Genomic DNA, 12,717 nt, shown 5'->3' with positions numbered 1-12,717 from the left:
TAAAAAATCTCCAATCAATTGATTGGAGATTTTCTTACTTTCTTCGGTATTGACTTGGTGTCATTTGATAGTATTTTTTAAATTGCCGATTGAAATTAGAAAGGTTATTAAAACCAGACTGGCTGGAGATTTCTAGAATCGACAGAGTGGAATGCTGGAGGAGCTCGGCAGCCTTGCGCAGACGGAATTGAATCAGATATTCAATGCAAGAAACGCCCAGATGTTTTTTGAAGAAATTCATGAAGTGCGTCGGACTGTAGCCGCAGATGCCAGACAGCTGATCAATAGAGAGTTCTTCCTGATAATGCTCATTGATATAGTCGATGATAGACCGAATTTTCTCTTCCTTGCGGTAGCCCTCGGCAGATAGCTCCTTAGAAACGATATAGTCGTTCTCAAAGAGTAAGTAGAAGAGCTGATTGAGCTGGGCTTTGAGTTGGAATTCATAGTAGTTCTTTTGACAATAACCCGTTTCCATAGTAGCCAGCAGGCATTGACGAATTTCCTTATAGGCTTGATCAGTCGGCTTGATGACATGGACAAAGTCCAGTTGGCCATTGTAGAGAGGCTGTAAGTAGTGGATACTAGCATGATCCATGGCCGAATAGCCCATTAAGTCCAAATGAAAATTAATGGCATCCATGTAGTGGCGCTGCTGCTCAATCGGATGAATGGAGTGAAGGGCATTGGGACGAATCAGGACAATATCGCCCTTGTTGCTGTTAAAATAATGATCGTCAATATGAAATTGGGCGCTTCCTTCGTGGACGTAAATGATTTCAACATCGGTGTGCCAGTGGAAGAGGATGTCAGGCTGGCCGTTTTCCGTAATGGTCCGCGTCAGAGAATAGGGGGTCCCTTGATTCTTATATTCAGTAGTTTTGTGCAATTGGCCCAAATCCATCATAACGCCCTCCTTCGTAGAATACTATCATTTTTTAAAGTAATTAGATTAGAAAATGTGTTTGCCAACTATTATAATATAATTAAAAAGAAAATGAAAGTAGGAAAATAAAGAGAAGGAAATTTTCTGAAAGTCTAGTTTAGGCTGGCAGCGTGGGCGAATCATTTAAGAATTTTTAGCTACCATCCAGCTCCTTATAGAATAAGAAAAGTGTGGAATCCATGGCTCTTTCGAGCTCATGTTGCTTCCACACTTTTTTGTGCTGTTTTATCTAGCGGCCTTTTGTTCTTTATGTTTGTGAAGGATAAAGGAGTTTGAAAAACTCAGGCTTGCTAGTACAAAAAGAAGAAGGGTTGTTGCTGGATAGCTAAGGGAGATATGATTGGTTTTGATGATAAAGAGAAGGGCAAAGGCAAGAATGGCAAAGAAGATGCTAAGGCTCCAAGTCATTCGGCGACTGAGTAAGTGCTGCTCAAAGAGCAGAGGAATGAGGAGACAGCCTAGAAGAAGGCTCGTTGGGAAAACGACATACTCGGCAGAAAAAATTGTCAAGATACTCAGAGTGACAAACAGGCAGCTAAGTACATGATGGGTATAGTTGAGCCAATTTATTTTCATTGGAAAACCTCCTTTTGATGATGATTGTTTGGATACGGTTGATGGTGTAAACACCACACTTTCACACCTTTATTATAAGTCTTTAAAAGTAAAAAGCAAGCGTTTACAATCATATTTACTCAGCCTGTCAATCTTTTTCATTACTCTGAATTATCAGATATTTTCAAGCTTTCTGGTACTTCTTTTTCTTTCAAAAAATAGATTTTTTCGGTATAATAGTCAAAGATAGTCAATGTTAGAGAAGACTTGAATGCTTATTTTTAGATATAACAGATAGAAAGGTATATCATGGGCATCAAAAATACCTCGGATAGTATAGAAGAATATATCAAAACAATTTTGGCGCAGGCGGGCATGGTCGAGTTGAAGCGCAGTGAGTTAGCCGATGTTTTTCAGGTGGTTCCGAGTCAGATCAATTATGTGATTAAGACACGCTTTACGGAGAGCCGGGGCTATATCGTTGAAAGCAAGCGCGGCGGCGGTGGCTATATCAGGATTGGTAAGATTGAATTTTCCGATCAGCACCAAATGCTGTCTGATTTGTTGACCAATGTCGGTGAGTCGCTCAGCCAGCCAGTTTTTTCAGATGTTTTGCAGCTGCTCTTTGATGAAAAAATTATTGGCCAGCGTGAGGGAGATCTGCTCCTAGCGAGTGCCAGCGATGCTGTCTTGGGGGCAGAGGCTCCGAGGATTCGAGCCAGAATGTTACGGAAAATTTTGCAGCAATTAGATAGAAAAGGAAATTAAGAATATGAATTATTCAAAAGCTTTAGTAGAAAGCTTAGAGGCGGCTCAACTTTTAGCCGGTCATTTTGCTACTGATTATTTAGAATCGTGGCAGGTGCTGATGGCTTTGGCTAATAATCCCTACAGCGTGGCAGGCTCGGCTCTAAATGAATTCCCTATTGAAGTGGATAAACTGGAAGAAGCAGCCTTTGACATTACTGGAAAAGAGTACCAAAAAAAGGGTGGTTTTGACTTATTGCCTTTCTCTCACCGTTTGGAGGAGCTCTTTGCTCAAGCAGGGCAGATTGCAGAAGCCGTCCATGCTAAAAGCCTAGGCACAGAGCACCTGCTCCTAGCCATGCTATTTGATCGTGGGACCTTGGCAGCTCGTGTGCTAGAAGCTGCAGGTTTCGACTATGATGATAAGAGTTCAGCCCCTCGATTTAGTGATTTGCGAAAGGTTTTAGAGCAGCGTGCTGGCTGGGGCAGAGAGGAAATCAAGTCTATTCGCTCACTAAATAAAAACACGGCCTCTGCCAAGCAAACCATGGCGAATATGATGGGCATGCCTCCTTCAACCAGCGGTGGTCTGGAAGACTATACTCGGGATTTGACAGAACTGGCTCGGGCTGGTCGTCTGGAACCAGTTATCGGGCGGGATGAAGAAATTTCTCGGATGCTTCAGATCCTCAGCCGCAAGACAAAGAATAATCCAGTGTTAGTCGGTGATGCGGGGGTCGGTAAAACGGCTCTGGCACTAGGCTTGGCTCAACGCGTAGCAGCTGGTCAGGTTCCAGCTGAACTTGCCAAGATGCGCGTTTTGGAACTAGACTTGATGAATGTCGTTGCTGGGACTCGTTTCCGCGGAGACTTTGAAGAGCGGATGAACAATATCATCAATGACATCGAAGAAGACGGCCATGTCATCCTCTTTATCGATGAGCTGCATACCATCATGGGCTCTGGCAGCGGGATTGATTCGACCTTGGATGCGGCCAATATCCTGAAACCTGCTCTGGCTCGGGGAACCTTGCGGACAGTTGGTGCTACGACGCAGGAAGAGTATCAGAAACATATCGAAAAAGATGCAGCCCTTTCTAGGCGTTTTGCCAAGGTCACTATTGAAGAGCCTACTGTGGCCGATAGTATTGCTATTCTGCAGGGCTTGAGAAAGAGCTATGAGGATCACCATAAGGTGCAGATTAGTGATCAGGCCATTGAAACAGCGGTCAAGTATGCTCATCGCTATCTGACCAGCAAGCATTTGCCAGACTCTGCCATTGACCTTTTGGATGAAGCTAGTGCAACGGTGCAGAATAAAGGACCGCAGAATTATAAACAGTCGGATTTGACGCCTGTGGATCAGGCTTTGATGGCTGGAAAGTTGAAAAAAGTCGGCCAGCTACTAGCAAAAGAGCAGGAACCAACTGTTTACAAGCTGAAAGTGGAAGCAGAGGATATCTTAGAGACTCTCAGTCGCTTGTCTGGTATTCCTGTGCAGAAATTAACTCAGACAGATGCCAAAAAATATCTCAACTTGGAAAAAGAACTACACAAGCGGGTTATCGGACAGGATGCAGCAGTTTCGGCTGTCAGCCGAGCTATTCGTCGCAATCAATCGGGCATTCGCACTGGTAAACGCCCCATTGGTTCCTTTATGTTCTTAGGACCGACGGGTGTCGGGAAGACAGAGTTGGCTAAGGCCTTGGCAGAAGTTCTCTTTGATGATGAATCAGCCCTGATTCGCTTCGACATGAGTGAATATATGGAGAAATTCGCAGCCAGTCGTCTCAACGGGGCGCCTCCGGGCTATGTAGGTTATGAGGAAGGCGGCGAATTGACGGAGAAGGTTCGCAACCGTCCATATTCTGTTCTTCTCTTTGACGAGGTAGAAAAGGCTCATCCAGATATTTTCAATGTCCTCTTGCAGGTCTTGGATGATGGTCAGCTGACCGATAGCAAGGGCCGCAAGGTGGACTTCTCCAATACCATCATTATCATGACCAGCAATCTGGGGGCAACGGCCCTGCGGGATGATAAGACGGTTGGTTTTGGGGCGCGGGATATCCGCTTTGATCAGGCTAATATGGAAAAACGGATTCTGGAAGAATTGAAAAAGACCTACCGGCCTGAATTTATCAACCGGATTGACGAAAAGGTGGTCTTCCACAGTCTGTCTGCTGAGGATATGCAGGAAGTGGTCAAGATTATGGTGCAACCGTTGATCAGGAGTCTGGCAGAGCAAGGCATCGTGCTTAAATTTCAAGCTAGTGCCCTGAAATTGCTGGCTCAGGAAGGCTACGATCCAGAAATGGGAGCGCGGCCGCTGCGCCGTACCCTGCAGACGCAGGTAGAGGACAAGCTGTCTGAGTTGCTCCTGACTGGAGATTTAGCAGCTGGTCAAATGCTTAAAGTTGGCGTCAAAGGCGGTCAACTCAAATTTGAAATGGCTTAGGGAGGATGTGTGCAATGGAAATTCGTGTGATGACAGAAAAGGATTATGCCTCTGTTTACCAGCTGTGGCTCTCTTGCGCTGGTATGGGGCTCAATAACTTAGATGACTCTGAAGAAGGGATTGCCCGCTTTTTGAAGCGCAATCCTGAGACCTGTCTGGTTGCCTTGGAAGGGGAGAGCTTTATAGGTGCTATTCTAGTTGGCACAGATGGACGTAGAGCGTACATTTATCATACAGCTGTCCATCCATATTTTCGTAGAAAAGGAGTAGGCAGAGCTCTGGTCGAACAGGCCTTGTCAGCAGTGAAAAGACTTGGTATCCATAAAGTATCGCTGGTCGTTTTTGAAAGAAATGAACTGGGCAACCGTTTTTGGCAGGAGCTGGGATTTTCAGTTAGAAATGATCTGCTTTACCGAGATCAAGGACTAACGGAGATGATTCGACAGGATACGTAAAAAGCTGATTTACTTAGCATTCTTGCTAGGCTAGTCAGAACCGTGTTATCCTACTGAAGAATATCGTTTAGAAAGGCAGAAACTGTGTCTCTTCGTTATCTTGCTCGAATCGCTCTTCTAGCAGCCGTCTGCGTCGTGCTTCGCTATTCCTTTGCTGGCCTGCCCAATATCAAGCCGATTACAGCGCTTTATTTTCTCTTGGTGGATTTTGAGGACTTAAAGGGCTCGCTTCTGGTCATGTCTATCAGTATCTTTGTATCTTCATTTCTCTTTGGAATGGGACCATGGGTACTTTTCCAGATTTTATCCTTTGCGGTGGTCATTTGTCTATGGTATCTGCTGTATCGGCGACTAGGCTTGTTTGGCCAGAGTATGTTGGCCTTGCTTTTAGCCTTTAGCTATGGTCTTGTGATTGATGGTATCACAGCCTTGCTTTATCAAATGCCTTGGTGGACCTATGTGGCAGCGGGAGTGGGCTTCAATCTAGCCCACGCCTGGTCCACGATGCTCTTCTATCCTATTTTGTATTTTATTTTAAGGAGACTTTATCATGAAAAAAATCTTTAGCTTACTTACGCTTGCCTTTGCTCTCTTCTTAGTGGGTTGTAGCAATAGCCAAACAAAAACGGATACTAGCTCTAGTTCGGCTGCTTCTTCCGTCAAAAAGGAACTGAAAATTAGCATCAGTATTGCACCAGAAGGTCAGGAGAAGAGCGAAAAAACGGTGGCTGTTGCAGAAGGAAAGACAGCGATGGATGCTTTGAAGAAAGCCTATAAGGTCGAAGAAAAAGATGGTTTTATCACTTCGATTGACGGTCATGCTCAGGATGAAACGAAAGGACTCTACTGGATGTTTAAGGTCAACGGAGAAATGGCACCTAAGGGCGCCAATCAAATCACGCTCAAGGATGGAGACAAGATAGAATTCTACCAAGAAGTCTATCAGCAATAATCTTGTAGAATAAGAATCTGATGTTTAAGGCATTAGGTTCTTTTTTTGTGCCCTTGATACAGTTTTAAAGTATTTGAAAAATATTTTTATATATTTTTATAAAAAACTATTGACAAAAGAAAAATATAGTTTATAATAAAATCATAGAAAGAATAAATTATAAAAAACAATAAAAAGGTGAAATTATGAAAAAACAAATTGCAATCGTCTTTGGAACCTTTGCTCCCTTGCATCAGGGGCATATCGATTTGATACAGAAGGCTAAGCGTTCTTACGACAAGGTGCGCGTGGTGGTTTCTGGTTATCAGGGAGACCGTGGAGAGGAAGTAGGCCTATCTTTGCAGAAGCGCTTCCGCTATACGCGGGAGACTTTCGCAGATGATGAACTGACTCAGGTTTATAAACTAGACGAAACTTCTTTCCCTCGCTATCCTCTGGGTTGGGATCAGTGGTTGCCCGCTTTATTGGACTTGGTGGACTATGATGCAGAAGGCGAGGAACTGATTTTCTTTGTCGGAGAGGCAGATTATCAGACCGAGTTAGAAAAGCGTGGCTTCAAAACTTCTTTGCAGGAGCGGCAGTTTGGGATTTCAGCTACGATGATTCGGGAAAATCCTAGCCTTTATTGGAAATATATCGCCCAACCTTTCCGCCGTCACTTTACCAAGAAAGTGCTGATTATGGGTAGCGCCAGCAATGGTAAAACGACCTTGGCCAAGGATTTGGCTCGCTTTTATGATGCTCCGGTTAGTCTGGAATATGCTCGAGAATATCAGATTCAAAATAACGTGCGAGACGATGAGCTGACACCTAAGGACTACTATTATTTGCTCTTGGGACAATATGCTCAGACTTCCCGCTTGATTGACAGCAACGCAAACCGTGGTCTGGTCGTGGCCGATACAAATTCGCTAGTAACCAAGGCCTACTATGACTACTATCTGAAAGAAAGTCCCGTTCAAGACGAGGAGACAGATACCTTTGACAATCTCTTTGCCAGCATTTTAGCCAAGGAAAAATGGGATTTGATTCTCTTTGCTGAGCCGATCGGAGCCTATGTCAACGATGGCTTTCGCGATATGAGTATGGCAGACGAGGCTATCCGTAGTGATTTTTCTAGTTATTTGAAAAGGCTAAAAGAGGAGTGTTTAGCTCATATTCCGACGGTCTATCTGGCTAACAGTTATTTGGACAATTATCAGGCGGCTAAAGAAGCGATCGACATGATTTATCAAGCAGATTAAAAAAGAAAGTGGTAAAATAGAATGGTAGTAAAAAATCAAAAACTCTCACCTGCAGCTCTCTCCGCAGGACTAAAACAAAAATCTCAAACCTTTGCTCGGAATTTTCAGAATGTCTGTGCAGCAGCTAAAGAACAGGGCTTTAGCGGTATTGCCAAATTGCTCTGGCAGGATTTATTTGGCGGGCGCAGCTTGTCGCAGTGGCTCTACTTGATTGCTCTTTCCAGTCTGCCCTTCATTCTGGAGTTCACCAGTGGGCAGGAGCAGCATGACTGGTTGGGACTCTTTGCTTCCTGGACAGGCATCGTTTGCGTTATTCTAGTGGCCGAGGGGCGGGCCAGCAATTACCTCTTTGGAGCTGTTAATTCGGCGATTTATCTCATTTTGTCCTTCCAGGCTAGCTTTTATGGAGAAGTGCTGACTACGGTTTACTTCTTTATCATGCAGCCGATTGGCCTTTATACTTGGCTGTCCAACCGAGTCAATGAACAAGATAAGACAGAGCCGTCTCATTTTGAAGCTAAGAAGTTAGACTGGCGTGGCTGGCTTAAATATTTGGCCTTGACGGCTTTGATTTGGATTGGTATGGGCTTTGCTTATAAGAGCATTCACAGTCACCGGCCTTTCCGCGATAGTGTGACAGATGCGACCAATGGCATCGGCCAGCTTCTCATGACGGGTCTCTACCGCGAGCAGTGGATTTTCTGGATTGCGACCAATCTCTTCAGTATCTATCTCTGGTGGGGTAGCAACCTTCACATACAGGCCATGTACTGGGTCTATACCCTCAATAGTATCGTTGGATGGTATCAGTGGACCAAGGCGGTGAAGAAAGCTTAGACTAAGATTTGAGATTTTTTGATAGAAAAAATAGCTTAGGAAAGGAAGAAACTCATGACCAAACAGGATATCCCAGCGGGAATGTCGGAAAAAGAGTACTATGAAACCATGGCGGATGAGTCCGCCTTTTTGGCATGGTACAAGACACAGGATTTGCCCAAGTATGAGACACCTAGCGTAACAGCAGATATGGTAGCCTACTGTTTCGTGGAAGGTCAGATAAAACTCTTGGTCATCAAGCGCAAGGCTCACCCTTATCAAAATAAATATGCTTTAGTCGGAGGTTTTGTAGACAAGCATGAGGATGCCTATCAGGCCTGCATTCGGGAAGTAAAGGAAGAGGTAGGGCTGGAGATACCGCTGGAAAAGGTGGAACAGCTGATGACGGTTTCCACTCCAGGACGTGATCCGCGAGGTTGGGTCATCACCATTGCCCATCTGGTTTATCTGCCGGCCATAGCAGTAGACCAAGTGCAAGCTGGGGATGATGCCAAGGAAGTCACCTTTCTTGATGTTGACTTTAAGACCAGGAGTTTTAGAGACGGTGAGCGAATCCTGACAGCAGAGGACTTTGCCTTTGACCACTACCAAATTCTGCTGGAATCTATCAAGCGGATTCAGGGGCGACTGGACTGGAATCCAACTTTTCTCCATCTGCTGGAATCACCGTTTACCGTCTATGAAGGAACCGAGCTGGTCAATCTTATCTCGCCTAGACGACCTATCGTCAGCAATAATTTTCTAGTTAAATTTGGAGAATACTTGGAGGAGGCTGGCGTTAAGCGCGTGCCAAAGAAGAAACCAAGAAAAGTTTATAAACTGAAGACAGAAAAATCGGATTAAAAGAAAATTGATGATATAGTTTACTTGCAGGACAAAAATGTTCTGCTTTTTTTATTTTTATTACGAATATAAAAGTAGCTACATATCTGCTGAGGAAGAGAGGAGGCCTAAGTTCTGGATGTTATTTGCTTCAAAATTTTTTGAAAAATTCCATTTATCTAGTTGACATACTTTATTACGAGTGTTACAATAATATTACAAAAAGATTTCCGAATGTTACAAAGGAGAAGAAAAGATGAAAACTAAGACTTATACAAAATTGATGGCTGCTACTGTTCTAGCTTCTAGCTTGCTTTTAGGGGCTTGTGGTCACAAAGAAGAAACAAAGCCTAGTGCAAGTTCTAGCAAGACGGTTCAAGCTTCTTCTAGCTCTAAAGTTGCCTCATCTAGTAAGGCTAGCAGCGCTCCAAAAGCCAGCAGCAATGCTTCTTCAAATAAAACAGTAGGGCAAGCAGAACAAGTACAGAAAGCTGTGGAATCTGTTCAACCTTCACAAAACCAAACACAACAAGGGGTGGATCAGCAAGTTCAAGCTCAACAAAATACACAGGCTCAACCAAGCCAATCTCAACAAGCTCCTAGTCAACAAACTACGCCGACTCAACCAACTAAACCAAATCAAGCGACTCAGCCAGCCCAACCGAGTCAACCAGCTCAAAATCCAGCCACTGATCGTCAGCTTCAAAACAAGCAGGCAGAAACAAATGCTCGCTATAAAGGCGTTTTGAATATGGTGGATGGAGATTTCTCTGCAGCTGCTGGCAGTTGGACAGATGCAGGAGGTAGTACAGTGACTGTTTCAGCAGGCGGACAATTTAGCGTCAAGTCAGCGAATGGAACTGTCAATACTTACCATGTTGCTTCATATGCCTATACTTTGGATGATGGTTGCTATACAGCTCAGCTGGGTTCTGCTGAGCCATCTGCTCCTAGATTGGGCATCCAAATCACTACTGGCGCTGACGGTAAAGTAGCTAGTGTTCAATTAATCAAATAAGAAAAAAGAAATAAAAAAGGAGGCACCTTTGTAAATGCTTCCTTTTTTATTTCTTTAATGTTGGAGTTGCAAGAGTTCCTCGATCTCTGCCAATGTGTTGGCCTGTGAAATGGCACCGCGAAGTTTAGCTGCACCAGATGTTCCACGAAGGTAGTGAGGAGCGAGTCCGCGGAATTCACGAACGGCTATGTTTTCTCCTTTGAGGTTAATCAAGCGTTTGAGGTGTTCGTAGGCGATTTTCATCTTGTCCTCAAAAGTCAAATCAGGGAGGATTTCTCCTGTTTCAAAGTAGTGGTTGATTTGGTTAAAGAGATAAGGATTTCCCATAGCTGCACGACCAATCATGACAGCATCAGCACCGACCTCTTCAATACGTTGTTTAGCTTCTTGCACGCTGCGGATATCACCGTTGGCAATGAAAGGAATCTTTGTCAGGGCTTGGGCTACGTCGTGCAAGGTCTCAAGGTCTGCATGACCAGTATACATTTGCTCACGGGTGCGGCCGTGCATAGCCAGGGCGGAGACTCCGGCGGCTTCGGCTGCCAGAGCATTTTCTACAGCCAGTGAGCTGTCGGACCAACCTGTCCGCATCTTGACTGTCAGAGGAATATCTAGAACGGACTGAACCTTGTTGATAATTTTATAGATTTTCTCAGGATCCTTGAGCCACATAGCGCCAGCTTCGTTTTTGACGATTTTGTTGACTGGGCAGCCCATGTTGATATCGACGATATCTGTCTTGGTATTTTCTTGAATAAATTCCGCTGCGCGGGCTAAGCTGTCTTCATCACTACCGAAAAGCTGGATAGAAACGGGATTTTCGCCTTCATCGATGTGAAGCATATGAAGAGTTTTCTCGTTGTTATACTGGATGCCCTTGTCAGAGACCATTTCCATCACGACCAGGCCTGCTCCCAGCTCTTTGGCAATGGTTCGGAAAGCAGAGTTGGTTACGCCAGCCATAGGCGCCAGAACCGTACGGTTGGGAATTTCAACATTTCCAATCATAAAAGGTGTATTAAGATTTGTCACGAATCAGTTCCTCCAAGTCATTTTGGTCAAAGTGATAGGCTGTCTGGCAGAATTGGCAGATGATTTCAGCTCCGTGGTCTTGATCATGCATCTCCTCTAAGTCAGCCTTTGGCAGGGTAGCCAGGGCATTCATGAAGCGCTCTTTGCTGCAATCACACTGGAAACGAATTTCCTCTTCAGACAGGCGTTTGTAGGGTTCGTCTCCATAGATGGCAGCCAGCAGTGCTTCGATATGGTCATCGGATTCTAGCAGTTTTGAGATAGCAGGCATTTCTTGGATCCGCTTCTCAAAGCGAGCAATATCAGCTTCCTTGGCACCAGGCAGGACTTGAACCAAGAAACCACCAGCAACCTTGACTTTATCATGCTCATCCAAGAGAACATTGAGGCCAACGGCAGAAGGAGTCTGCTGGCTCTCAGTCAGATAGAAGGCTAGGTCTTCGCCGATTTCACCAGAGATGAGTGGTGTCATAGAATTGTAGGGATTGCCAGTGCCGTAGTCTGTGATAACCAAAAATTGACCAGAGCCGACAAAGGGGCCGACCAGAACTTCGCCAGTGGCTGTCTTTTTAATATCGACACCGGGATTTTGCACATAGCCTTTGACATTACCCTCGGTATCTGCCACTGTGATGATGGCGCCTAGCGAGTTGCTACCAAGAACTTTGACGGTGATCTTAGTCTGGCCCTTTTCATTAGCCGCCAAAATCTGGCTGGCAATCAGTGTGCGGCCGAGTGCCACAGTAGAGCTTGCTTGAGTTTGATGTTTTTCTTGAGCGGTCCGAACCGTCTCTGTGCTATCCAGCACATAAGCTCGGAAAGAACCATTTTCTGAGATAGTTTTAATAATTTTGTCCATACCTTTTATTTTAACATAAAAATAAAAACAAACGTAGCCTTTGTGCTTGTTTTGTCAAAGATTTCTTCTTTACATTGTGCTAGAATCAAGTCAAACAAAAAGGAGAAGATGATTAATCAGAATTTAGAGGCGATCTAGCAGTGGCGGATGCGTTTGATTTGACAAATGTAACATATTTAGTTACAATTAAATCATAAATTACGAATGGAATCAAAAAGGAGAGCTTATGATTGAAATTACTTATCTAGATGCAGCTAAGTCAGAACGGAAGATAACTTTCGAGTCTTATGAGGAGTTTGAACTATCCCAGCAAGCCTGCCTGATCGGGGTGGCGGATTATCATCCAGTTAAAAAGTTAGTTTATAATGGTCATGATTTGGACTACCATGGGACTTATGGAGATGTGTACTTTTTCCTGATGAAACAGGATTTGAGCCAATATAACTAAAAAGGAGAACTACAATGGCAAAAGCAATTACAGATGCAACATTTGAGCAAGAAACAAAAGACGGTTTGGTCTTGGTAGACTTCTGGGCAACTTGGTGTGGTCCATGTCGTATGCAAGGACCGATCTTGGATAAATTGTCTGAAGAGCTTTCAGAAGATGTCTTGAAAATCGTCAAAATGGATGTTGATGAAAATCCAAACACAGCCCGTACTTTTGGGATCATGTCTATCCCAACCCTTCTCTTCAAGAAAGACGGACAAGTGGTCAAGCAAGTCGCTGGTGTTCACACAGCAGAACAAATCAAGGCCATTGTTGCGGAATTGAGTTAAAAGCAAAGTACTCCCATT

The 12,717-nt window shown here is 44.3% G+C and carries 15 protein-coding genes; 11 read left to right on the top strand and 4 right to left on the bottom strand.

The genetic code is table 11. The features are described from left to right. Window positions 1–34 precede the first annotated feature (34 nt). Together D8797_RS07445 and D8797_RS07440 are read right to left on the bottom strand one after the other, a co-directional pair. Window positions 35–907, bottom strand: a complete 873-nt coding sequence (locus D8797_RS07445) for an AraC family transcriptional regulator (protein ID WP_125379931.1) — start codon at window positions 905–907, stop codon at window positions 35–37. Between the two features lie 264 nt (window positions 908–1,171). Continuing rightward, a complete protein-coding gene (locus tag D8797_RS07440; protein ID WP_045497846.1) occupies window positions 1,172–1,522 on the bottom strand; it encodes a hypothetical protein in 351 nt (116 codons plus the stop codon). 288 nt (window positions 1,523–1,810) lie between these two features. Here D8797_RS07440 and D8797_RS07435 point away from each other — a divergent pair, with 288 nt between their 5' ends. The 9 genes from D8797_RS07435 (at window position 1,811) to D8797_RS07395 (ending at window position 10,031) form a co-directional block, all read left to right on the top strand. Then, window positions 1,811–2,269, top strand: coding sequence for a CtsR family transcriptional regulator (locus D8797_RS07435; protein WP_125379928.1), 459 nt, complete (start codon window positions 1,811–1,813; stop codon window positions 2,267–2,269). 4 nt (window positions 2,270–2,273) lie between these two features. Then, complete coding sequence (locus D8797_RS07430) at window positions 2,274–4,703, top strand: ATP-dependent Clp protease ATP-binding subunit (protein WP_125379926.1); 2,430 nt, start codon at window positions 2,274–2,276, stop codon at window positions 4,701–4,703. 14 nt (window positions 4,704–4,717) lie between these two features. Next, on the top strand, window positions 4,718–5,158 hold the full coding sequence (locus D8797_RS07425; RefSeq protein ID WP_005591148.1) for a GNAT family N-acetyltransferase: 441 nt from the start codon (window positions 4,718–4,720) through the stop codon (window positions 5,156–5,158). Window positions 5,159–5,242: 84 nt separating this feature from the next. Beyond that, on the top strand, window positions 5,243–5,725 hold the full coding sequence (locus tag D8797_RS07420) for an ECF transporter S component (RefSeq protein ID WP_125379923.1): 483 nt from the start codon (window positions 5,243–5,245) through the stop codon (window positions 5,723–5,725). Beyond that, complete coding sequence (locus D8797_RS07415; protein ID WP_125379921.1) at window positions 5,709–6,110, top strand: DUF4430 domain-containing protein; 402 nt, start codon at window positions 5,709–5,711, stop codon at window positions 6,108–6,110. The genes D8797_RS07420 and D8797_RS07415 overlap by 17 nt, the downstream gene beginning before the upstream one ends. 185 nt (window positions 6,111–6,295) lie before the next feature. Continuing rightward, complete coding sequence (locus D8797_RS07410; protein WP_125379918.1) at window positions 6,296–7,354, top strand: AAA family ATPase; 1,059 nt, start codon at window positions 6,296–6,298, stop codon at window positions 7,352–7,354. A gap of 21 nt (window positions 7,355–7,375) precedes the next feature. Next, entirely contained in the window at window positions 7,376–8,191 is an 816-nt protein-coding gene (gene pnuC / locus D8797_RS07405; RefSeq protein WP_005591144.1) for a nicotinamide riboside transporter PnuC, read from the top strand. Between the two features lie 54 nt (window positions 8,192–8,245). Continuing rightward, window positions 8,246–9,034 carry an NUDIX domain-containing protein gene (locus D8797_RS07400; protein ID WP_125379915.1) on the top strand — a complete coding sequence of 263 codons (789 nt, stop codon included), beginning with the start codon at window positions 8,246–8,248 and terminating at the stop codon, window positions 9,032–9,034. Between the two features lie 235 nt (window positions 9,035–9,269). Continuing rightward, the gene (locus tag D8797_RS07395; RefSeq protein WP_125379912.1) at window positions 9,270–10,031 is read left to right on the top strand and encodes a hypothetical protein; all 762 of its coding nucleotides are present in this window, start codon (window positions 9,270–9,272) and stop codon (window positions 10,029–10,031) included. Between the two features lie 54 nt (window positions 10,032–10,085). On the opposite strand, the gene dusB is transcribed toward D8797_RS07395, so the two are convergent. Then, window positions 10,086–11,063 (bottom strand): tRNA dihydrouridine synthase DusB, encoded by a 978-nt coding sequence (gene dusB, locus D8797_RS07390; protein ID WP_125379909.1) that lies wholly within the window; start codon window positions 11,061–11,063, stop codon window positions 10,086–10,088. Further along, window positions 11,050–11,922 (bottom strand): Hsp33 family molecular chaperone HslO, encoded by an 873-nt coding sequence (hslO, locus tag D8797_RS07385; protein WP_125379906.1) that lies wholly within the window; start codon window positions 11,920–11,922, stop codon window positions 11,050–11,052. Before hslO ends, dusB begins: the two co-directional genes overlap by 14 nt. A gap of 226 nt (window positions 11,923–12,148) precedes the next feature. Here hslO and D8797_RS07380 point away from each other — a divergent pair, with 226 nt between their 5' ends. Both D8797_RS07380 and trxA read left to right on the top strand, forming a co-directional pair. Further along, window positions 12,149–12,370 carry a DUF4649 family protein gene (locus D8797_RS07380; RefSeq protein WP_125379903.1) on the top strand — a complete coding sequence of 74 codons (222 nt, stop codon included), beginning with the start codon at window positions 12,149–12,151 and terminating at the stop codon, window positions 12,368–12,370. Between the two features lie 14 nt (window positions 12,371–12,384). Then, window positions 12,385–12,699: a thioredoxin gene (trxA, locus tag D8797_RS07375; RefSeq protein WP_061452791.1), complete on the top strand. Its 315-nt coding sequence runs from the start codon at window positions 12,385–12,387 to the stop codon at window positions 12,697–12,699. Window positions 12,700–12,717 lie beyond the last annotated feature (18 nt).

It is taken from the genome of Streptococcus cristatus (assembly GCF_003944225.1).
GTDB classification, from domain to species: domain Bacteria; phylum Bacillota; class Bacilli; order Lactobacillales; family Streptococcaceae; genus Streptococcus; species Streptococcus cristatus_K.
The sequence above is the reverse complement of the archived record's forward strand: the minus strand, read 5'-3'. Positions and strand labels throughout refer to the sequence as shown.